Genomic DNA, 22,714 nt, shown 5'->3' with positions numbered 1-22,714 from the left:
GGCGCTCGGGAAAGAAGATGGGGCGGAGCCGGAGCTTCCGGTCCGCCCCACCACGCTAGTGTCCTAGCGCGTGCCTCGGGTGAAGACCGCGACGGTACGACCCGGAACGGCGAACGTGCCGGATTTCGCCGCGAAGGAGGCCGTCTTGACGGTAGGGTCCGCGCCCGCTGCCTGCACCGGGTGCAACGCGTAGTGCTCGCCGGCGAGTGCGGCGACCGTCTGCTGCTGCGCCGTCGGTGTCGCGTTGAAGACGACGACCAGGTCACCCAGCTCCATCGTGATCACGCCGGGCGTCTCGTCCTTCCCGGAGAGCGGGAAGGAGAGCCGCGACTGCACCTGGTCGGCGGTGGCGAGGGAGAAGACGGGCTCGGTGGTCCGGATCCGCAGCAGGTCCCGGTAGGTGGCGAAGGCGCCCTCGATCTGCTCGCACCCCACCTTCACCGAGGTGAGCAGGGGCCCCGCGTAGGGCCACTTGGACTGGTTGTCGGCCGCCGTCGGCAGACCCCGCCCGAAGCCGTTGCCGTCCCGGCAGTCCCAGTGGATGGCGTTGAACCAGTCGCCGCTGTCGTAGGAGTTGCGGTCCAGGGACTTGGACCGCAACAGGTCGCTGCCGGCCTGGGAGAGGGACGGGCCCTGCGAGAGGGTGGCCGTGGCCATGGCGAGCACCTGCATCCGGGCCCGGTCGGCGGCGGAGGCGTCCTTCGGCAGCTTGTAGGTGAGGGCGTCGAACAGCGACTCGTTGTCGTGCGCGTCGGCGTAGGCGAGGGCGTCGCCCGGCGCGTCCGCGTACCCGGCGGGTGAGCCGTTGTAGTCGATCTCGGCGCCGGTGACCTCCTTGCCTCCCGAGTCGGTGAAGCGGTACTTGGCGAGGTTGCCGGTCAGGCCGACCTTGATGAGGTCCTGGTCGTGCAGGAGGCGGGCCTTCTGCTCGGCCGTGGTGCCGTTGGCCGGCGAGGAGTTGGGGTCGGTGTAGAGCCCGGACGCGAAGCCCTGGACCCCGGGGTCGGAGTCGAAGGGGCTGCCGCCGCGCACGGCGTCGCGGGCGCGGTCGGAGAAGGTGGCGATGCCGGTGCCGGCCATGTTCTTCTGCGTGGCCTGCACGAAGCGGGCGTCGTTGGCGACCTCGCCGAAGTTCCAGCCCTCCCCGTACAGGATGATCTTCTTGCCGTCGACGCCGTCCTTGGCGGGGGTGAGCGCGTCGAGGGCCTTGCGGACCGCCAGGATGTTGGCCTTCGGGTGGTGGCCCATGAGGTCGAAGCGGAACCCGTCGACCTTGTACTCCTTGGCCCAGGTGACGATCGAGTCCACGACCAGCTTGCCCATCATCGCGTTCTCGGGCGCGGTGTTCGCGCAGCAGGTGGAGTTGGCCACCGAGCCGTCGGCGAGGAGCCGCTGGTAGTAGCCGGGCACGATCTGGTCGAGCACTGAGGTGTCGGCCTCACCGCTCGACGAGGTGTGGTTGTAGACGACGTCCATCACGACCCGGAGGCCGTCCCCGTTGAGCGCCTTGACCATCCTGCGGAACTGGACGGTACGCGCCGTGCCGTCCGGGTCGGTGGCGTAGGAGCCCTCCGGGACGGTGAAGTGGTACGGGTCGTAGCCCCAGTTGTAGGCGTCCTTCGCGGCGGTCGCGGCGACGCAGGCCTGCTGCCGGTCGGAGTCGGGCGCGTAGGAGGCGAGGTCGCAGCCGGGGGTGGCCTGCTCCGACTTCCTCTCGGGGACCGTCGCGAAGTCGAAGGCGGGCAGCAGGTGGACGTACGAGGTGCCTGCCTCGGCCAGCTCGCGCAGGTGCTTGGAGCCGTCGCTGTCGTTGTCGGTGAAGGCCAGGTAGGTGCCCCGGTCCTCGGCCGGCACGGTACGGTCCGCGACCGAGAAGTCGCGGATGTGCAGCTCCTGGATCTGTGCGTCCCTGAGCGGCACGGCCTTCGGCTTCTTCAGAGCCGACCAGCCGCTCGGGGCCAGGGACTTGTCGTCCAGGTCGACGATCAGGCTGCGCTTCGAGTCGGCGGTGAGGGCCAGGGAGTAGGGGTCGGTGACCTTGTTGGTGACGACCTTCCGGACGCTGGGCGCCCACACCTTCACAACGTAGCGGTAGGGCTTGTTCCGCCAGGACGCGGGGCCGGTGACGGACCAGACGCCGGTGGTGCCGTCGCGCTGCATGGCGACGGTGGAGCCGTCGAGGTCCAGTTTCACCGACTGGGCCGTCGGCGCCCACACCGCGAGGGTGGGACGGCCGTGGTGGAAGACCGGGCCGAGCTCGGCCTTCGTCGCGTCGTACAGGTCGTCGAGGACGCCGGCGATCTGGACGCCCGTCGCCGCCAGGACCGCGCCGTTCGCGGCCCGCTGCGAGGCCACGATCTGGCCGTCGAGCGCCTCACGCACCCGGTCGCGGTCGCGCGGGTCGACGGACCAGGCCGGGTAGTCCTTCAGGTGCGGGAACCTCGCCTTCTGCGCATCGGACAGCGTCGTCCTCGTCAGGCGCAGCCAGCGCTCGTCGTCACTGGTCAGCGTCCCGTCCTTGACGGTGATCGAACCGTCGTGGGAGTAGACGAGCTGGGTGGACACGGCGCCGTCGACGCCGTTCCAGGCGAGAGTGTCCCGGTCGATCCAGACCGCCTTGGAGGTGGCCGGGTCGAGGGCCGCCGCGCTGCCCGCGGGCTGGGGCAGCAGGTACTTCTCCTGGCCGTTCAGCAGCCACACCTCGTAGCCGTTCGCCTTGAGGTCGAGCGACTGGTCGGCGGGGAGGTCCTTCTCGTCGCCCTTGTGGATGATGTAGCTGAGGCCGGTGGCACCGGCGGCGAGCGGCACCTCGAAGACCGCGCCGTACGCGTCGGTCCGCACCGGCTTCAGCGGGCTCGACCAGTCGGTGGGGTTCGCGGCGCCGGTCCAGACGTGGAGACCCCAGCCGTCGTAGTTCCCGTCGGCGCGGCGGTAGTGGAGGACGGCCTTGGTGGTGTCCTGTGCCGGGTAGCCGGGCCTCTGGGTGAGCACCGCCTCCTTGCCCTGCTCGACCCAGACCTCGCCGGTCCTGGTGACGTCGATGGTGCGGTCGGCGGAGACGTCCTTGTTCCCGTCCTTGTCGATGACGAGGAAGCCGACCCCGAAGGCGCCCGGCTTGAGCTTGACGTAGGCGAAGGCGCCGTACGCGTCACGGCCGATGAAGGGATGGCTGTTCGGCCAGGTCGTCGCCTCGCCGTCGGCGATGTCACCCCAGGCGTACAGGCCCCAGTTCGCGTAGTCGCCGTCGGCGCGCTTGTAGTGGACGACCACGTGGTCGCGCGAGGAGGCCGTGGGGATCTGCGGGGCGGGCGGGGTGCCGGTGGTGCTGCCGGCCGTGGCGCTCGCGGTGCGGCCCGCCGAGTCGACGACGACCGCCTTGTAGCGCAGGGCGGTCCCGGCCGGGACGTCCTTGCCGATCGTCTGGGTGACCTTGTACGGGGCGTGGTCGGCGGAGCCCAGGACCTTCCAGGCGCCGTCGCCGACCTGGGCCGCGAAGACGACGCGGTCCAACTGCCCGCCGGTGACGTCGGCGGAGACCTCCACCGTGCCGGTGGCGCCCGCGTCCGGGGCCTTGAGAGTGAGGGCAGGCTTGGCGGCGGGGGCGCCGAGCGGGCCGACGGCCTTGAAGACGACCGCCGACCGGGCGGGGACGGTGACGGTGACGTGTCTGTCGGCGTCGCTCGTGACGGAGGCGTCGGTGCCGTGGATGCCGCGGAAGGTCATGCCCGCCGACCCGGTGGCGAAGGTGGCCGTCTTGCCGTCGTCCGCGTTGTTGAAGGCGACGACGTACTCGGTGCCGTCCGTACCCGTACGGGAGAAGGCGTAGACACCGGGGCCGTCGGCGGCGTAGCGCTGGGTCTGTACGCCGTCGATGAGCGCGGGGTTGTTCTTGCGCAGCTTGGAGAGAGCGGCGATCTCCTTGTAGAGCGGCGCACCGGTGTCGTACGAGTCACTGGCGTGCGTACGGTCGGTGCCGATCTCGTCGTCGTCCAGGTAGTCCTGGACCTTGGAGGCGAACATGGTCTGGCGGGCGTCCTTGTCGCCGCCGGAGCCGGTGAAGCCCTGCTCGTCGCCGTAGTAGACGACGGGGTTGCCGCGGCTGAAGAACATCACCTCGTTGGCGAACCTGTCCTTGGCGAGCAACTCGGCGTCGGTCGCCTTCGGGTTGTCCTGCTTCAGGAAGTACCCGATGCGGCCCATGTCGTGGTTGCCGAGGAAGGTGACCTGCTCGTAGGCGTTGGCCTTGTCGGTCGTGTATTTGTAGTCGCCGGCGAAGACGTCCGCGAGCTTCTGTGCGCTGCCGCCCTGGGAGGCGTAGGTGCGGGCCGCGTCCTGGAAGGGGAAGTCGAGCGTGGCGTCGAGACGGCCCTGGGTGACGTACGGCGAGGTGATGGAGGTGTCGGCGGAGTAGACCTCGCCGAACATGAAGAAGTTCCTGCGGCCGTGCGCGGCGGCGTACCGGCCGAGCGCGCTCGCCCACTGCGTCCAGAACTCCATGTTCACGTGCTTCACGGTGTCGATCCGGAAGCCGTCGACGCCGAAGTCCCGCACCCAGCGCTCGTAGATCTTCTCCATGCCCTTGACCACCTCGGGACGCTCGGTCCACAGGTCGTCCAGGCCGGAGAAGTCGCCGTACGTGGCGGACTCACCGGCATAGGTGGAGTCGCCCCGGTTGTGGTACATCGTCGGGTCGTTGAGCCAGGACGGGACCTTGAGGTTCCGCTTGGCGGCGGGAACGACGGGGGTGCGCGGGAAGGAATCGGCGTCCACGGCCGGGAAGCGCCGGGTGCCGTCGGCGTATTCGGCGTCGTCGAAGGGCCGGCCGTCCTTGGCCAGGTACGGGAAGGCGCCCTTGGAGAGGTAGTCGTAGGACTTCTCCGCATAGTCGACGACGTCGGCGGTGTGGTTGGTGATGACGTCGAAGAAGACCTTCATGCCCTTGGCGTGCGCCTTGGAGATGAGGGTCTTCAGGTCCTTGTTGGTGCCGAAGTGCGGGTCGACCTGGGTGAAGTCGGTGACCCAGTACCCGTGGTACCCGGCGGAGGCGTTCGTCCCCGTGCCCTGAACGGCCTGGTTCTTGAAGATCGGCGCCATCCAGATGGCGGTGGTGCCCAGGCCCTTGATGTAGTCGAGACGGTCGGTCAGGCCCTTGAGGTCGCCGCCCTGGTAGAAGCCCTTGTCGGTGGGGTCGTAGCCGGTGGCCAGACGGGAGCCGGTGAGCCCGCCGCGGTCGTTGGACGGGTCCCCGTCGGCGAAACGGTCCGGCATGACGAAGTAGAACTGCTCGCGGGTGTCACCGTGCCGCGCGGGCTGCGCGGCGAGCTTCGCGTCGGACGGGGGCGCGGGCGGTGTGGCGGCGTGAGCGGCGAGGGGCGGGAGGAGGGCGGCGGCGAGCGCGGCGACGACGGTGGCCGCGACCCTTCTCCGGTACGGGGTGCGGCGCGTCGGGGGCGCCGGCCATCTCGGTATCACAGGTGTGAACTCCTTGCGAATACGGCTCAGGTGGGTCCGACCCCTACGCCGCGGGACGGCTTCGTCGCCGGGCGCCGGCGAGACCGTACCGCTCACGCAAGGTTTACAGCAAGAGACTTGAAAGCAATGGAAAGGAATTGCATCGACAGGGGCCCGTCGCCACGCATACGGCGGGCAGCGGGCCCGTCGGGGAAGTGCGGGCTCAGCAGCCGGACCTGCCCGCGTAGAGGGCGAGCGCCGTGTTCGGGGCGACCGACGCCTGGAACCAGCCGCTGCCGTTCACCGTCACGGTCCTGTTGCCCTGCACATCGCAGTACGTGCCGGGCGGCAGCGACGTCTCGAACCAGCGGTCGGCCGTCGTGCTCTCATGGTTGATCACCACATAGCCCTTGCTTCCGCGGCCGAAGGCGATGAGGTTGTTGCCGTCGTCCCACCACTTGGTGACCGCCTGGCCGCGCGTGGCGTTGCGGAAGGCGACCATCGACTTGATCTCCGGCCACGCGTGCTGGCACTTCCAGCCGTCCTGCCAGCAGGCGTTGACCTGTCCCCCGTTCGGCGGTCCGGCGTCCGAGTCGGACCACTCGTAACCGGAGTTGATGTCGGGTGCGCCGTACGGCCAGGCGAGCATGAAGACGTTCGCCAGCGTGTAGTTGGCGCCGTCCTTGTAGTTGAGGGTCGAGCCGTTGCGCTCGGTGTCGTGGTTGTCCACGAAGACCCCGGCGACCGAGCTGCTCAGGTAGCCCCAGGGCTCGCCGAAGTTGCTCAGGTACGCGAGCTTCTCGGTGTTGAAGACCCGCTTGAGGTCGTAGGCGTAGCGGAATTCCTGGACGTCGCCGTTGCCGGTGTACTCGGTGGGCTGCACCGCCTCGCCCGCGCCGTAGATGACCTCCTGCTTCCAGTACGCGGACGGGTTGGTCAGCCTGGACTTGATGTTGGCCAGGTCGTCCGCCGGGATGTGCTTGGCGGCGTCGATGCGGAAACCGTCGACGCCCAGGCCGAGCAGGTCGTTCATGTAGCCGGCGATCGTGCTGCGGACGTGCTCCTCACCGGTGTCCAGATCGGCGAGGCCCACGAGTTCGCAGTGCTGGACGTTCCAGCGGTCCTGGTAGTTGGTGACCTGGGCGGTGCAGTCGTCGAAGTCGGCGTACGAGTACAGGCCGGGATAGTCGTACTTCGTGTACGACGAGCCCCCCGTGCCGGTTCCGCTGCCGGCCGACATGTGGTTGACGACGGTGTCGACGACGACCTTCACGCCTGCCGCGTGGCAGGTGTTGACCATGTTCTGGAAGGCGGCGCGGTCACCGAGACGGCTCGCGATCCTGTAACTCACCGGCTGGTACGACGTCCACCACTGGGAGCCCTGTATGTGCTCGGCGGGCGGGGAGACCTGGACGTAGCCGTAGCCGGCGGGACCGAGGGTGTTGGTGCACTCCTTGGCGACCGAGGCGAAGTTCCACTCGAAGAGGACGGCGGTGACGTCCTTCGTGCCGGGCGGGGAGGCATGGGCGGTCCCGGCGGGTACGGCGAGTGCGACCGACGCCGACGCCACGAGGGCAAGGGCGCCGGAGAGCGTTCTGCTGGGCATGGGGGGGTTCCTTCTCCGTTGAAGGATCTGCTGAGGGGAGGGCCCGTAGGAGGTACTGAGACCTCCTGAAGGGAATTGCTGCAAGTTTTCAACTACTTGCAGTGCAGCAGACCGTACGAGTCCCGCCCCCGGCGGTCAACCCTGCGGACATGTGCCTGTCACACCCGCGTAAGAGAGCCGGAGCACGCCGCCCGGTGGATGAAGAGGCCGGTCGCCGGTTTCCCGGCCCGCAAACCACAGGGGCCCGCCGTCCCCAGCGACGGCGGGCCCCACAACGTGTCTGGTGGGCCCGTCAGGAAGCCGTCCACCACACCGTCGTGTCCGACGGCAGCTTCGCCTCCGCGTCCGCGATCGTCACCTCCGTGCTGGCGACCAGCACGCGCCCGTACGCCGGGATCGTCACCGCCTCGCCCGTCGTGTTCGCCACGCAGACGAAGTCGCCGCGGCGGAAGGCGAGGACGCCCTCGGGGGCCTTCAGCCACTCCACCGCGTCGCCCGCGCCCAGGTCGGCGTGGGCGCGGCGGGCCGCGAGTGCCGTGCGGTACAGCTCCAGGGTGGAGCCGGGGACGCCCTGCTGGGCCTCCACGCTCAACTCGCCCCAGTTCTCCGGCTGCGGGAGCCAGCTGCCGCCGCTGCCGAAGCCGTACGACGTACCCGTGCGCGTCCACGGGATCGGGACCCGACAGCCGTCGCGGAAGCCGTCCTGGCCGGCGCCCCGGAAGTAGGCGGGGTCCTGGCGAACCTCGTCGGGGAGGTCCACGACGTCCGGGAGGCCCAGTTCCTCGCCCTGGTACACGTAGGCCGATCCCGGCAGCGCCAGCATCAGAAGGGTCGCCGCCCTCGCCCGCCTGAGACCCAGTGCGCGGTCGCCTGCCTCGCGGATCTGGGTGCCGAGGGCCGCGTCGTGGGCGAAGCGGGTGGCGTGCCGGGTCACGTCATGGTTGGACAGGACCCAGGTGGCGGGGGCGCCGACCGGGCGCATCGCGTCCAGGGTGCGGTCGATGACGTCGCGCAGTTCGGCCGCGTCCCAGTGGCTGCTCAGGTACTGGAAGTTGAAGGCCTGGTGGAGTTCGTCCGGGCGGACGTAGTTCGCGGTGCGCTCGATGGTCGGGGTCCACGCCTCGGCGACGAAGATTCGGTCCCCCGTGTACTCGTCGAGGATCGTGCGCCACTCGCGGTAGATCTCGTGCACGCCATCCTGGTCGAAGAACGGCATGACATCGTTGCCCAGCAGCTTGAGCTGGTCGTGGGTGCCGAGGTCGGGCAGGCCGTCGGCCTTCACCAGGCCGTGGGCGACGTCGATGCGGAAGCCGTCGACGCCCATGTCCAGCCAGAAGCGGAGGATCGAGCGGAACTCGTCGCCGACGGCCGGGTGGTTCCAGTTGAAGTCGGGCTGTTCGGGGGCGAAGAGGTGCAGGTACCACTCGCCGTCCAAAACCCTGGTCCAGGCCGGGCCGCCGAAGATGGACTCCCAGTCATTGGGCGGGAGTTCGCCGTTCTCCCCCTTGCCGGGGCGGAAGTGGTAGCGGTCCCGCAGCGGGGAGCCGGGGCCTTCGGCGACCGCCCGCTTGAACCACTCGTGCTGGTCGGAGGAGTGGTTGGGGACCAGGTCGACGATGATGCGCAGGCCCAGCTCGTGGGCGTCGCGGATCAGCACGTCCGCGTCCAGCAGGTTGCCGAACATGGGGTCGACGGCACGGTAGTCGGCCACGTCGTAGCCGGCGTCGGCCTGCGGCGAGGCGTAGAAGGGGCTGAGCCACACGGCGTCCACGCCGAGGTCGCGCAGATACGGGAGTCGGGAACGTACGCCTTCCAGGTCACCCATGCCGTCGCCGTTGCTGTCGGCGAAGCTGCGCGGATAGACCTGGTAGATCACCGCGTCCCGCCACCAGTCGCGGCGCTTGGCGACGGTGGCTACGGCGGTGTTCGGGGCCGGGTCGGCGGAGTGCTGGCTCATGGCGTCCTTGATGCGATGGGGGTCCCCCGCTCGAGCGAAGTCGAGAGTGGGGGAGGGATGCTTCGGGTCATGGGCATGGGTACGGCGGGCAGGTTGACGAGGCGGCCGCGGTGACAGCGGGGTCGGATGGGCACCGCGGCCGCCACCCGCGCGGACAGGCGCGCGGGAGCCGTTGTCGGCGAGGCGGGGCTCAGCCCTTCGTGCCGCCCGCGGTGAGGCCGGTCACCAGGTTCTTCTGCACCAGGTAGAAGAACGCGGACACGGGTATCGCGATCAGCACCGCGGTGGCGGCCATCAGGTTGCGCTGGGCGTCGTGCTCGCTGATGAAGCTCTGGAGGCCGACGGCGAGCGTGTACTTCTTGTCGTCCAGCATGAAGGTGGTGGCGAAGGCGACCTCACCGAACGCGGTGATGAAGCTGTAGAAGGCGGCGACCGCGAGGCCCGGCTTGGCGAGCGGCAGGATCAGCCGTGCGAACGTGCCGAAGGGGGTCAGCCCGTCGACGCGTCCCGCCTCGTCGATCTCGAACGGGATGGTGTCGAAGTAGCCCTTCAGCAGCCAGGCGCAGTACGGCACCGCCGTCGAGCAGTACACCAGGATCAGGCCGAAGTAGCTGTCGATGAGCTCGAGGTCGGCCAGGATCTGGTACATCGGCACCATGAGAACGGCCACCGGGAACATCTGGGTGACCAGGAGCACCCACATGAACTTCCGGTAGCCCGGGAAGCGCATGCGGGAGACCGCGTACCCGGTGGTGGCGGCGACCAGGACGCCGAGCACCGTGGTGCCGAGCGAGACGATCAGGGAGCTCTTCAGCCAGTCGAAGAAGCCGGTGTGCTGGAGGACGAACGAGTAGTTGTCGAACGTCATCTTCTTCCAGATGCCGCCCGGGTGCAGGTAGTCGTCCTTGTCCGGACCGAGGGAGAGGAACACCAGCCAGGCGACCGGGAAGAGCGCCACGACGCTCCCGGCGATCAGGATGCCGTGGGAGGCGAGGGACGCGACGAGGCTGCGCTCACCACGTGCCTGGGGTTTGCGGGCGGCGCCCGCCGGGCCGGCCTCGGTCACCGCGGGGGAGGTGTCGACTGTGGTCGTGCTCATGGGGACTCCTGCCTCAGATCGCGAGCTGCTGCTCGTTGCGGTTCAGCCAGCGGCGGTAGAACGAGGTGAAGACGATCAGGATGGCCAGCAGCAGGATGCCGTAGGCCGCCGACTGCGCGAAGTCACGCGGCTGCTGTCCGAAGCCCAGGTAGTACGCCCAGGTGACGAGGATCTGGGCGTCGGGGGCGGTGTTGCCGAACAGCAGGAAGATGACGGCGAACTGGTTGAAGGTCCAGATGATGCCGAGCAGGACGACGGTGGAGCTGACGGACCTCAGACCCGGAAGGGTGACGTACCGGAACCGCTGCCATGCGTTCGCGCCGTCCATCTCGGCGGCTTCGTACAGGGAGCCGTCGATGGACTGCAGGCCGCCGAGCAGCGAGACCATCATGAACGGCACACCGCACCAGGTGTTGACCATGATCGCGGCGAATCGCTGCCAGAAGGTGTCCTCGAGCCACGACGGCGTCGGCAGGTGCAGGGCGTGCAGTGCCGAGTTGATGATGCCGCCGTCCGCGAGCATGAAGCGCCAGCCGAAGACGGTGACGAAGGTGGGCACGGCCCACGGCAGGATCAGCATCAGCCGGTAGAAGGTCTGCCCCCGAAGCTTCTGGTTGAGCAGCAGGGCCAGGCCGAGCCCGATCGTGTAGTGGAGTGCCACGCACAGCGCGGTCCACACGATGGTCCAGATGAAGTGCGACCAGAAGCGGTCGTAGGAGGTCGGGCCGAACAGGATGTCCTTGTAGTTGTCGAGCCCGATGAACTTGTACGTGGCGTCGATGTGGTTGACGCCGATCGTGCGGGCGGTGTTGAGGCTGTTGGCGTCGGTGAGCGTGAGGTAGAGGCCGTACACCAGGGGGTACAGCACGAGGACGCCGAGCACGATCGCCACCGGTGCGATCATCGCGTAGGCGTACCAGTGCTTCTGGTAGCCGTATCTGATGCGCCGGCCCAGGCCGGGTCGCGGTCCCGGCTCACCGCGCCGCTTGCCGGTCGCTCGGTCGATGGCGACTGTCATGGTTCGACAACCTTCTTGGAGGTCTGCAGATCGAAGGGGGCCCAGGGTCTTTCGATCGGATCAGGCCGGATCAGCGAGCCCGGCATGATCCGAACGAGAGGCCCTGGCACAGGCCGGTGGCCGCCGGATCCCTCCCCCAGGGAGATCCGGCGGCCACGGCGGCTCACTTGCTGAAGTCGGGGACCAGCTTGGCGATCGCGAGTTCCGCGTTGCTCAGACCCTTGTCCAGCGTTTCCTTACCGCCCGCGATCTTGGGCAGCTCGGTGTCGAGCGGGCCCCACAGCGAGCTGTACTCCGGCAGCGCAGGGCGCGGCTGGGCGGCGGGCAGGACCGACTGGTAGCCGGCGATGCCGGGGTCGGTCTTGACCTGGGCGGTGTAGGCGTCGTCGCGCGTGGGCAGCGTGGAGTTCTTCAGGGCGATGGTCTCCTGGGACTTCGCCGAGGTCATGAAGCCCACGAACTTCAGCGCCGCTTCCTGGTGGGCCTTGTCGGAGCCGGCGTAGACGGAGAGGTTGTGGCCACCGGTCGGGGCGCCCGCCTTGCCGGTGGAGCCGGCCGGGACGGTGGCGATGCCGAGGTTGGACTTGTCGCTGAAGGCGGAGCCCTTGTAGAAGTTCGTGATCTCCCAGGGGCCCTGGATGATCGCGGCGACCTTGCCGCTGACGAACGCGTCCTGGATGTGGGCGTAGGCGTCGGCGGTGGTGTCGGCCTTGTGCAGTCCCTTGCCGGAGAACGTGCTCAGCCAGGTGCCGTACGCCTTCTTCGCGGCGGCCGAGTTCACGGTGACCTTCTTGGCGCCGGCGTCGACGGTGTCGGTGCCCTCGCCGTAGAGGAAGGTCTGGGCGTAGTAGGCCTGGGTGGAGCCCCAGTAGCCGTCGGCGCCGGTCTTGTCCTTGACCTTGGCGGCGTCGGACTTCAGCTCGTCCCAGGTCTTGGGGGCCTCGGCGATGCCGGCCTTCTTGAACAGGGCCTTGTTGTAGACCAGGGCGAGGGTGTCGGTGACCAGCGGCACGCCGTAGGTCTTGCCGTCGTACTGGGCCTGCTTGATCAGGCTGGGCTGGAACTTGCTCTGGTCGGCGAGGGCCGCGGTGCCGTCCAGCGGCAGGAAGTAGCCCTTCTTGGCGAAGGCGGGGGTCCAGCCGACCTCGGAGCGCAGCACATCGGGGGCGCCCTTGGAGCCTGCGGCGGTGTCGAACTTGTTCTGCGCCTGGTCGAAGGGGACGTTGACGTACTTGACCTTGATGGTCGGGTTGGCCTTCTCGAAGTCCTTGACCAGCGCCTGGTACGTGGGCGCCTCATTGGTGGCGTTGGAGGTGTCCCACCAGGTGATGGTGACCGGGCCGTCGGACTTGCCGCTGCCGCCGTCACTTCCGCCGCAGGCCGTCGCCGCGAGGGCGACGGACGCCACCAGCGCGGTGGCCGCTATGCCACGCCGCATGAGTTCTCCTTGAGGGTGAAAGCCCGAGTGCTACAGGTGGCGGCCCCGTCTGCCGCCCCTGCCGACTGCCGACTGCTTCGTTGCGGCCGCCGGGCGACGGTGAACGTAACAGCGATGCAATCGCCGCGAAAGACCTTGCAGCAAAAAAATGAAAGAAGCGACAATGGTTACCGCGCCGTGACCTCGCCGTGAGGGCCCGGCGACCTGTGTTTGCGGCTGTTCTGCGGGACCACGGGCACCTGTGCAAGACTCTGCAAGCTCTTGCCATACGTCACCGGCGCGGGAATCATCCCGTTGCGGACCGGACGCCGAAACAGAACACGAGGGAGCGCGATGACGCAGCAACCCGCAGCGGGGCGTTCAACCGCCCGGGCCCGGCGTCCCTTTGGTGGGCAAGCGGAGACGCGGCCGGTACAGTCCAGTGGCGTGACCACACGCCTTGCCGACATCGCGGCGCAGGCGGGGGTCAGCGAGGCGACCGTGAGCCGTGTCCTGAACGGAAAGCCGGGCGTCGCGGCGACCACCCGCCAGTCCGTGCTGGCCGCTCTCGACGTGCTCGGCTACGAGCGCCCGGTCCGGCTGCGGCAGCGCAGCGAGGGGCTGGTGGGCCTGATCACCCCGGAGCTGGAGAACCCGATATTCCCGGCCCTCGCCCAGGTCATCGGCCAGGCCCTGACCCGGCAGGGGTACACGCCGGTGCTGGCGACGCAGACGCCGGGCGGCTCCACCGAGGACGAGCTGACGGAGATGCTCGTGGACCGCGGGGTGGCCGGGATCATCTACGTCTCCGGGCTGCACGCGGACACGACCGCCGACATGCAGCGCTACGAGCGGCTGCGCGCCCAGGGCGTGCCGTACGTGCTGGTGGACGGCTTCTCGCCGAAGGTGCAGGCGCCGTTCATCTCCCCCGACGACCGGGCCGCGATGGCCCTCGCGGTGACGCACCTGGTGTCCCTCGGGCACACCCGGATCGGGCTCGCACTCGGCCCCAAGCGGTTCGTGCCGGTGCAGCGCAAGATCGAGGGTTTCGTGCGCACCGTGCAGGAGCAGCTCGGGCTGACCGTGGAGGACATCGAGTCCCGGCTGATCCAGCACTCGCTGTACACGCTGGAGGGTGGTCAGGCGGCGGCGTCCGCGCTGATCGACCGGGAGTGCACGGCGGTGGTGTGCGCGAGCGACATGATGGCGCTCGGGGCGATACGGGCGGCTCGGCAGCGGGGGCTGGAAGTCCCCACGGACATATCGGTCGTGGGCTTCGACGACTCGCCGCTCATCGCGTTCACGGACCCGCCGCTGACGACGATCCGCAAGCCGGTCCCGGCGATGGGGCAGGCGGCGGTGCGCACGTTGCTGGAGGAGATCGGTGGCACACCCGCACCCCACAGTGAGTTCGTGTTCATGCCGGAGCTGGTGGTACGGGGGTCGACGGCTTCTGCGCCTGGGGAGCGGAGTCGTCCCTAGGCAGTAGTTCCGGCGCTTCGGATCAGTACGCCGGTTGGACAACGGGTGGCCGCAACCCTGCCGCGGGATGATCGGTGGGGGAATGCTTTTCTGGCAGACTCTGTACCTATGGGTGACAGGACCGTGACGGCGGTGGGGGGCCGGGAGCAGGCCGCTCCCCGGCCCGTCACGGACGACACGCGGGACGGCGCGATCCACGGCGCCCTCCGCCGGGTGCGCACCCCCCGCCGCCCGCGCTTCTGGTTCGAGATCCTGCTGATCGCGCTGAGTTACTGGACCTACTCGCTGATCCGCAACGCCGTGCCGGAGCAGAAGGCCGAGGCGCTGAGCAACGCGGACTGGGTGTGGCGGCTGGAGAACCACCTGGGGATCGCCGTCGAGGACTCGGTCAACCACGCCGTGAACTCGGTGACATGGCTGATCATCGGGATGAACTATTACTATGCCACGCTGCACTTCGTGGTGACGCTGGGTGTGCTGGTGTGGCTCTACCGCAGCCATCCGGGCCGGTACGCGGCCACCCGCCTCGCCCTGTTCGCCACGACCGGCGTGGCGCTGCTCGGCTACTACTTCTTCCCGCTGGCGCCGCCGCGCCTGATGAACGGCGGGGACTTCGTCGACACGGTGGTGGTGCACCACACGTGGGGCTCGATGGCGTCGGGCGACCTGAAGGACATGTCGAACCAGTACGCGGCGATGCCGTCGATGCACATCGGCTGGTCGCTGTGGTGCGGTCTGACCATCTTCGCGCTGTCGACGGTGCCGTGGGCCAGGGTCCTGGGCCTGCTGTACCCGGCGACGACACTGGTGGTGATCGTCGCCACCGCCAACCACTTCTGGCTGGACGCGGTGGGCGGCACGCTCTGCCTGGCGTTCGGCTTCACGGTGGCGCGGGTCTGGTACGGCGCGCTGCCCTACGCACTGCCGCGACGGGTGGCGACGGCGGGCGAGCCCGCGCTGGTGCCGGTACGGGTGTGACCCGGCACCGTGCGGGCGTGCTCCGCTGCCGCTGACGCGTCACGACCCGTAGAACAGCTCCTCGACCACGCCCCGCGCCCGGCGCGTCGTACGCCGGTAGTCGTCCAGCATGTCGCCGACGTGGCCCGGGCCGTACCCGAGGTAGCGGCCCACGGCGGCCAGCTCGCGGGTGTCGGAGGGGAATGTGTCGCCGGCGCGGCCCCGGACCAGCATCACCGCGTTGCGCACCCGGGTGGCGAGGACCCAGGCCTCGTCCAGGATCGCGGCGTCCTCCTCGGAGATCAGGCCCGCTGCGCAGGCGGCGGCGAGCGCGGCGCGGGTGCGGGTGGTGCGCAGGCCCGGCTCCGAGCGGCCGTGCCGGAGCTGCAGCAGCTGGACCGTCCACTCCACGTCCGACAGGCCGCCGCGGCCCAGCTTGGTGTGCAGGGTCTTGTCGGCGCCCCGCGGCAGCCGCTCGGACTCCATGCGGGCCTTCAGGCGCCGGATCTCGCGCACGGCGTCGTCGCCGAGCCCCTGCGAGGGGTAGCGCAGCGGGTCGATCAGTTCGACGAAACGGCGGCCCAGGTCCTCGTCCCCGGCGACCGGCTCGGCCCGCAGCAGCGCGTGCGCCTCCCACACCAGCGACCAGCGGCGGTAGTAGGCCGCGTACGAGGTCAGGGTGCGCACGAGCGGTCCGGACTTGCCCTCGGGGCGCAGGTCGGCGTCGATCAGCAGAGGCGGGTCGGTGCTCGGGATCTGCAGCAGGCGTCGCATCTCCGACACGACCTTGTTCGCGGCCTCGGCCGCCTCCCGTTCGTCCACGCCGTCCTGCGGCTCGTGCACGAAGATCACATCCGCGTCGGAGCCGTAGCCCAGCTCGTGGCCGCCGAAGCGGCCCATGCCGATGACGGCGAACCGGGTGGGCAGGGTGTCGCCCCAGCCGTCACGGACCACGGCCCGCAAGGTGCCCGCCAGGGTCGCCGCCGTCAGGTCCGAGACCGCGCCGCCGACGAGGTCCACCAGCGCGCCCTGGTCCGGGCGGGCGGGGATCTCCTCGGTGCCGTAGGAGCCGACGATGTCCGTGGCGGCCGTACGGAACAGCTCCCGGCGCCGTACACCGCGTGCCACCGTGACCGCCTGCTCGGCGTTCTCGGCGCGGCCGACGGCGGCCAGGATCTCCTGCTCGAGGTGGGCGCGGGAGCGGGGTTCGAGTCCGCCGCCGTCCCCGTCGCCGAGGAGGGCCACCGCCTCGGGGGCGCGCATCAGCAGGTCGGGGGCGAGCCGGCCGGCGGACAGCACGCGGGCGAGGTTCTCGGCGGCGGCGCCCTCGTCCCGCAGCAGGCGCAGGTACCAGGGGGTCTTGCCGAGCGCGTCGGACACCTTGCGGAAGTTGAGCAGGCCCGCGTCCGGGTCGGCTGAGTCGGCGAACCAGCCGAGCAGCACGGGCAGCAGGGTGCGCTGGATGGCGGCCTTGCGGGTGACGCCGGACGCCAGCGCCTCCAGGTGGCGCAGGGCGGCGGCCGGGTCCGCGTAGCCGAGGGCCACGAGCCGCTCCCGGGCCGCGTCCGGACTCAGCCTGGCCTCGCCGGGGGCGAGTTGGGCCACGGCGTCGAGCAGCGGTCGGTAGAAGAGCTTCTCGTGCAGCCGGCGTACGACGCCGGTGTGCCGCTTCCACTCGCGGTTCAGCTCGCCGACGGGGTCGGTGCGCAGGCCGAGGGAGCGGCCCAGGCGCCGCTGGTCGGCCTCGTCCTCGGGGACGAGGTGGGTGCGGCGCAGCCGGTAGAGCTGGATGCGGTGCTCCATGGAGCGCAGGAAGCGGTAGGCGTCGTCGAGCTGGGCGGCGTCGGCGCGGCCGACGTAGCCGCCGGCGGCGAGGGCCCTGAGCGCGTCGAGGGTGGTGCCGCTGCGCAGCGAGGAGTCGGACCGCCCGTGCACCAACTGCAGCAGCTGGACGGCGAATTCCACGTCCCTGAGGCCGCCCGGACCGAGCTTCAGCTCACGCTCGACCTCCCCCGCGGGGATGTTCTCCACGACCCGGCGACGCATCTTCTGCACGTCGGCGACGAAGTTCTCCCGCTCGGCGGCCTGCCAGACGAGCGGGGAGAGCGTGGCGATGTACTCCTCGCCGAGGTCGAGGTCGCCGGCCACCGGGCGGGCCTTGAGCAGGGCCTGGAACTCCCAGGTCTTGGCCCAGCGCTGGTAGTAGGCGAGGTGGCTGGCCAGGGTGCGCACCAGCGGACCGTTTCTGCCCTCGGGGCGCAGGTTGGCGTCCACCGGCCAGATGCTTCCCTCGACGGTCGTCTCGGAGCAGATCCGCATCATGTGCGAGGCGAGCCGGGTGGCGGCCTGCAGGGCCTTGCGCTCGTCGGCGCCGCTCGCGGCCTCGCCGACGAAGATGACGTCGACGTCGGAGACGTAGTTCAGCTCGTGGCCACCGCACTTGCCCATGCCGATCACCGCGAGCCGGCACAGCGCCGTGTCGTCGGGGGCGGAGGCGCGGGCGATGCCGAGGGCGGCGCGCAGGGTGGCGGTGGCCAGGTCGGCCAGCTCGGCGGCGGCCTGGGCGACGTCGGTGGTGCCGCAGACGTCGCGGGCGGCGATGGACAGCAGGCAGCGGCGGTAGGCGACGCGCAGCGAGACCGGGTCCGTGGCCTCGGCGAGCTGCCGCTCGAACTCCGCCACGCCGGGGTGCAGGTCGTGCGGCTCGTAGTTGACGAGGGCGTGCCAGTCGCCGGGGTGGCGGGCGAGGTGGTCGGCGAGCGCCGCGGAGGCACCGAGGACACCGAGCAGCCGGTCGCGCAGGGGCTTGGCCGAGATCAGCGTGTCGAGGAGCTCGCGGCGGGCGGTGGGCGCCGGCTGCGCCTCCAGCAGCCGGACGAGACCGCCCAGCGCGAGATCGGGGTCGGCGGTGGCGCCCAGGGCGTCGAGCAGGACGGGGTCGGACCTGACCGGCGCCAGCTCGACGCTCTCCAGCAGCCGCTCGGCGGCGGAGGGGTCGGTGAAACCGTGTCGCAGCAGTCGCGTGAAGGTGCTGCTTCTGCGCCCCTGGGGCACGCTCATCCCTCGGCCTCCCGAGCATCGAGATCAAGGTCCTGCGGCTTTGAGCGTAACCGGAGACGGGGGCGGGAGCGCCGGGGCGGTGCCCTTGAGGGCGCATGGCGGCAGGTACGGGGCCGTGCAGGTGCGTAGGAGCGGGTGCTTAGGAGTGGGTACGCGGATGTGCGCGCGGGCGGGCGGGGGTGGCGGTGATCTGTGGGCGCGCAGGGGCGGATGGCGGTGATCTGTGGGCCCGAGGGGGGCGGATGGCGGTGCCCGGCGGGCGCCCCGGCCGCGGATGGCGGTGCCGCGGGTGTCAGTCCCCCGACCACAGCCCCGGCAGCGGCGTGAAGGCGTGCCGCAGCTGGTGCGGCACCTGCTCCCCCAGCAGGCGCCGCATCGTCTCCGCCGCGCGGACCGCCGCTTCGGCGCAGCAGTTGTTGAACAGGACGTGCACCTGTTCCGTCCGCTCGGCCAGGCCCCGCACCCTCGGCACCCACTCCGCCAGCTCCGCCTCGGTGTACGCGTGGCGGTAGGCGTCCTCCTTGGATCCGGTGCCCCAGTGCGGGCTGCGCCCGTGGAAGCGGACGACGGCCAGCCGCCGTGTCGTGACCGGCGCGAAGGGCGGCATCGAGGTCGGCAGGTCCCGCGCCGTGTCCACGGCGACCGCGGTGGCGTCGAGATCCGCGAGCAGTGCCGCGGTGGCCGTCTCCCGGTCGCCCCGCCACCAGTCCGGGTGCCGGAACTCGACGGCGAACGGCCAGCCGCGGGCCCGCTCACGGCAGGCGCGTACGAACGCCTCCGACCGTGGGCCGGGAGTGAGCGAGGGAGGGAACTGGAACAGCACGGTCCCGAGCCGTCCGGCCCGCCGCAGCGGCGCCAGCGCTTCGGTGAGGCGCGCCCACAACTCGTCGAGCAGGCCCGCGTCGCGGCCGCCGGGATCGGGGGCGCGCCGCCGGTCCAGGGCCGACCGCAGGTCGGCGGGCAGCGCGTCCGGCCGCGTCGGATGCCCCGTCAGCATTGAGAAGGCCTTGACGTCGAAGACGAAGCCGTCCGGTGTCCGCTCCGCCCACAGGCGGCAGGTGCGTTCGCTGGGCAGCGCGTAGTACGAGGAGTCCGCCTCGACCACGGGAAACCGCTCGGCATAGAACCTCAGCCGCCCCTCCGCGTCGCGCCGCCCCCGCGGATACCAGCCGCTCGCCACCAGCGCCCGGTCCGTCCAGGAACACGTCCCCACCAGGATGTCGCCCATGGGCCCCGTGTTACCCGGGGACGTACGGCCATGTCCGGCCGTTGCGGCACGCCGGCAATTCACCGGCTCTTCATCCGCCGGGTCGCGGGGCGTGGGGCGAGGGCACCTTGGCGTGAGCATGCTCTGGCAGCGCTGTCCCCCGTAGCCCCTCCCCCCACCGGAGGTTGATTGTGTCCGGCAGTTCCCTGTACCGCCGCACCCGTGCCACCGTGGCGTCCGTGGCGGCCTTCACCGCAGCAGCGATCGGGCTGTGGACCGGGCTCGGCGGTGAGTCCGCGCACGCCGCGGGCTCCGTCCCCAGCCCGGACCACGTGGTCGTCGTGGTCATGGAGAATCACGCGTACAGCCAGATCATCGGCTCCTCCAGCGCCCCGTACATCAACTCGCTGAAGTCCGGCGGCGCCAACCTCACGCAGTCGTACGCCATCACCCACCCCAGCCAGCCCAACTACCTCGCGATGTTCTCGGGTTCCACCCAGGGCATCACGGACGACAGCTGCTACACCCCCGGCTTCTCCTCCGCCGCCAACCTGGCCTCCGAGCAACTCGCCGCGGGCCGCACCTGGGCCAGCTACAACGAGTCGCTGCCCAGCCAGGGCTCCACCACGTGCAGCAGCGGCAACTACGCCCGCAAGCACAATCCCTGGTTCGCCTTCAGCAACGTGCCGACGTCGAGCGCCAAGACCTTCGCGCAGTTCCCCACCGACTACACGACGCTGCCCCAGCTGTCCTTCGTCGTCCCCAACCTGTGCAGCGACATGCACGACTGCTCGATCTCGACCGGTGACACCTGGCTGAAGAACAACCTGGGCGCCTACGCCACCTGGGCCAAGACCCACAACAGCCTCCTCGTCGTCACCTTCGACGAGGACAACAAGCTCAGCGGCAACCGCATCCCGACGGTGCTGTACGGCCAGCCGGTGACCCCGGGGTCCAGCACCTCCACCACCTACAACCACTACGACCTGCTGCGCACCCTGGAGGACACCCAGGGCCTGACGACGCACGCGGGCAACGCCGCCTCCGCCAAGGACATCACCGGCATCTGGGCGCCGTGACATGTACGTAGCGGACAGCCGCGCCGGCTCCCCGGCGCAGGCGTCCGCGGACGGCGCCGCCCGGCCCAGCGCCGGGCGGCGCCTCACCGCGGTCGCCCCGACCGTGCTCGCGCTCGGCACGGTCAGCCTGATCACCGACGTCTCCTCCGAGATGGTCACGGCGGTGCTCCCGCTGTACCTCGTCGCGGGCCTCGGTCTGTCCCCGCTGGGCTTCGGCCTGCTGGACGGCGTCTACAACGGCTTCTCCGCGCTCGTACGGCTCGCCGGAGGGCACCTGGCCGACCGGGGCGGAGGCCTCCACAAGTGGGTGGCGGGCCTCGGCTACGGCATCTCGGCCCTGTGCAAGCCCCTTCTCCTGCTGGCCCACACCCTCACCCCCATCGGCCTCGTCCTGGCCGCCGACCGCACCGGCAAGGGCCTGCGCACGGCCCCCCGGGATGCGCTGATCTCGCTCTCCAGCACCCCCGAGACCCGTGGTCGCGCCTTCGGCGTGCACCGCGCGATGGACACGGCGGGCGCGCTGCTCGGCCCGCTCGTGGCGTTCCTGATCCTGCGGGCGACGGTGGACGGTTACGACGCGGTGTTCACGGTGAGCTTCTGCGTGGCCGTGACGGGCGTCCTGGTCCTGGTCCTGTTCGTGCCGGGCGGTCGCGCGCACGCCCCGGCGGCCGGCGACGGCCCCAGGCCGACCCTCCGTGCCGCCCTCGCCCTGCTGCACCGTCGCGACCTGCGCCGTCTCACGGTCTGCGCGCTCCTGCTGGGCCTCGCCACGGTCAGCGACTCCTTCGTGTACCTGCTGCTGCAACGCCGCCTCGGCGTCCCCGACCGCTGGTTCGCGCTGTTGCCGCTGGGCACGGCGGCCGCGTTCCTGCTGCTGGCGATGCCGCTCGGGCGGCTCGCGGACCGGGTGGGCCGATGGCGGATCTTCCTGGCGGGCCACGCGGCGCTGCTCCTGGCCTACGCGCTGCTGCTCACGTCCTGGCACGCGGCGGCGCTGCCGTACGCCGTGCTCGCCCTGCACGGCGGCTTCTACGCGGCCACCGACGGCGTGCTGATGGCGGCGGCCTCCGACGGCGTCCCCGAGGAACTGCGCTCCTCCGGTCTGGCCCTGGTGCAGACGGGCCAGGCGCTCGCCCGGTTCGCCTGCTCGCTGGGGTTCGGAGCGGCCTGGACGGTGTGGGGCGACCGTACGGCGCTGACGGCCTCCGCGGTGGCGCTCGCGGCGTGCGCGGCCTTCTCCCTGACGACGCTCCGCCCGAAGGGCACGGCATGACGGTACGCAACCGCATCCTGGTCCTGATCTGCGCCCTCGTGACCCTCGCGGGGGTGGGCACGGCCTCGGTCCTGCACGCGTCGGCGCGGGCGGAACGCAGGGACCAGGCCCAGGCCGGCGGCCCCCGGACCACCTCGGGCACGGTCACGCTCACCGAGCCCGGCCGCATGGTGTTCCGCAACATGGCCTGGGGCCCGCACCGCGACGAACTCACGACGGTCCCGGCGTCGGACCCCGCCGGGCCGCGCACCGCCTCGGGCGTGAAGTGCCTGCGCTTCTACGCCGCCGCAGGCACCGGAGTCTGCCTCCAGGCCGTGCACGGCCCGGTCTCGGACACCTACCGCGCGCTGGTCCTCGACGCGTCCCTGCACATCAGGGCGCACTACGACGTCCCGGGCATCCCGTCCCGCGCCCGGGTCTCCCCCAGCGGCCACTACGCGGCATGGACGGCGTTCGTGGGCGGCGACTCCTACGCGGGAACGAACTTCTCGACCCGTGCGGCGCTCGTGGACACCCGCACGGGCGCGCTGACCCCGTCCCTGGAGGCGTACCGCATCGTCAAGGACGGCAGGACGTACCACGCGTCGGACGTGAACTTCTGGGGCGTGACCTTCGCGTCCGACGACCGCACGTTCTACGCGACCCTGGCGACGCAGGGGACGACGTACCTGGTCCGAGGCGACCTGCGCGCCCGCACGGTCACCACGCTCCACCCGAACGTCGAGTGCCCGTCCCTGTCCCCCGACGGTACGCGGATCGCGTACAAGAAGCGGGTGAAGGGCCTGCCCAAGGACGCCCCCTGGCACCTGTACGTGCTCACCCTGCACACCATGCGGGAGACGCCGCTCGCCGAGTCCCGCAGCGTCGACGACCAGGCGGTCTGGCGGGACGACCACACCCTGGTCTACGCGCTGCCGGGCGACTACGGGGCAGACCTGTACACGGTCCCGGCCGACGGCACGGGAAAGCCGCGGCGGATCAGCACCGCGGCCGTGTCTCCGGCGTACACGCGCTAGGCGCTGTTTCTCGGATCATGAGCGGAGCCAGATGATGAGTGCTGCGAGGGTGACGGTGCCGAGGTAGATGTAGGCCCGTTTCTCGTAGCGTG

General features: G+C 70.5%; 13 protein-coding genes. 5 read left to right on the top strand and 8 right to left on the bottom strand.

The features are described 5' to 3' along the window. Window positions 1-63 precede the first annotated feature (63 nt). The 6 genes from pulA to ACZ7L1_RS02580 all read right to left on the bottom strand — a co-directional run bounded on the left by pulA (window position 64) and on the right by ACZ7L1_RS02580 (window position 12,569). Window positions 64-5,472: a pullulanase-type alpha-1,6-glucosidase gene (gene pulA / locus ACZ7L1_RS02605; RefSeq protein ID WP_471433561.1), complete on the bottom strand. Its 5,409-nt coding sequence runs from the start codon at window positions 5,470-5,472 to the stop codon at window positions 64-66. 202 nt (window positions 5,473-5,674) lie between these two features. Then, complete coding sequence (locus tag ACZ7L1_RS02600) at window positions 5,675-7,057, bottom strand: alpha-amylase (protein WP_471433559.1); 1,383 nt, start codon at window positions 7,055-7,057, stop codon at window positions 5,675-5,677. A gap of 292 nt (window positions 7,058-7,349) precedes the next feature. Beyond that, the gene (locus ACZ7L1_RS02595; protein WP_471433557.1) at window positions 7,350-9,014 is read right to left on the bottom strand and encodes a glycoside hydrolase family 13 protein; all 1,665 of its coding nucleotides are present in this window, start codon (window positions 9,012-9,014) and stop codon (window positions 7,350-7,352) included. A gap of 190 nt (window positions 9,015-9,204) precedes the next feature. Then, on the bottom strand, window positions 9,205-10,113 hold the full coding sequence (locus ACZ7L1_RS02590) for a sugar ABC transporter permease (RefSeq protein WP_471433555.1): 909 nt from the start codon (window positions 10,111-10,113) through the stop codon (window positions 9,205-9,207). 13 nt (window positions 10,114-10,126) lie between these two features. After that, window positions 10,127-11,131, bottom strand: a complete 1,005-nt coding sequence (locus ACZ7L1_RS02585) for a carbohydrate ABC transporter permease (RefSeq protein WP_471433553.1) — start codon at window positions 11,129-11,131, stop codon at window positions 10,127-10,129. A gap of 163 nt (window positions 11,132-11,294) precedes the next feature. Further along, window positions 11,295-12,569: an extracellular solute-binding protein gene (locus ACZ7L1_RS02580; RefSeq protein ID WP_471433551.1), complete on the bottom strand. Its 1,275-nt coding sequence runs from the start codon at window positions 12,567-12,569 to the stop codon at window positions 11,295-11,297. A 426-nt stretch (window positions 12,570-12,995) separates the two neighbouring features. Here ACZ7L1_RS02580 and ACZ7L1_RS02575 point away from each other — a divergent pair, with 426 nt between their 5' ends. Continuing rightward, window positions 12,996-14,030, top strand: a complete 1,035-nt coding sequence (locus ACZ7L1_RS02575) for a LacI family DNA-binding transcriptional regulator (protein ID WP_471433549.1) — start codon at window positions 12,996-12,998, stop codon at window positions 14,028-14,030. 108 nt (window positions 14,031-14,138) lie between these two features. Further along, window positions 14,139-15,008 (top strand): phosphatase PAP2 family protein, encoded by an 870-nt coding sequence (locus ACZ7L1_RS02570; protein WP_471433547.1) that lies wholly within the window; start codon window positions 14,139-14,141, stop codon window positions 15,006-15,008. A gap of 39 nt (window positions 15,009-15,047) precedes the next feature. Here ACZ7L1_RS02570 and ACZ7L1_RS02565 read toward each other — a convergent pair whose 3' ends face one another. Both ACZ7L1_RS02565 and ACZ7L1_RS02560 read right to left on the bottom strand, forming a co-directional pair. Then, window positions 15,048-18,047, bottom strand: a complete 3,000-nt coding sequence (locus ACZ7L1_RS02565; RefSeq protein WP_471433545.1) for a bifunctional [glutamine synthetase] adenylyltransferase/[glutamine synthetase]-adenylyl-L-tyrosine phosphorylase — start codon at window positions 18,045-18,047, stop codon at window positions 15,048-15,050. Between the two features lie 292 nt (window positions 18,048-18,339). After that, window positions 18,340-19,275, bottom strand: a complete 936-nt coding sequence (locus tag ACZ7L1_RS02560; protein ID WP_471433544.1) for a DUF72 domain-containing protein — start codon at window positions 19,273-19,275, stop codon at window positions 18,340-18,342. Window positions 19,276-19,445: 170 nt separating this feature from the next. Here ACZ7L1_RS02560 and ACZ7L1_RS02555 point away from each other — a divergent pair, with 170 nt between their 5' ends. The 3 genes from ACZ7L1_RS02555 to ACZ7L1_RS02545 are packed head-to-tail and all read left to right on the top strand — an operon-like array spanning window position 19,446 to window position 22,622. After that, window positions 19,446-20,333, top strand: coding sequence for an alkaline phosphatase family protein (locus ACZ7L1_RS02555; RefSeq protein WP_471433542.1), 888 nt, complete (start codon window positions 19,446-19,448; stop codon window positions 20,331-20,333). Between the two features lies 1 nt (window position 20,334). Next, entirely contained in the window at window positions 20,335-21,606 is a 1,272-nt protein-coding gene (locus tag ACZ7L1_RS02550; protein ID WP_471433540.1) for an MFS transporter, read from the top strand. Beyond that, window positions 21,603-22,622: a TolB family protein gene (locus tag ACZ7L1_RS02545; RefSeq protein WP_471433539.1), complete on the top strand. Its 1,020-nt coding sequence runs from the start codon at window positions 21,603-21,605 to the stop codon at window positions 22,620-22,622. Before ACZ7L1_RS02550 ends, ACZ7L1_RS02545 begins: the two co-directional genes overlap by 4 nt. The last annotated feature ends 92 nt before the right edge of the window (window positions 22,623-22,714 follow it).

The sequence above is a fragment of the Streptomyces sp. NPDC107546 genome (genome assembly GCF_055639175.1).
This window is presented reverse-complemented; position numbering and strand designations above follow the sequence as displayed.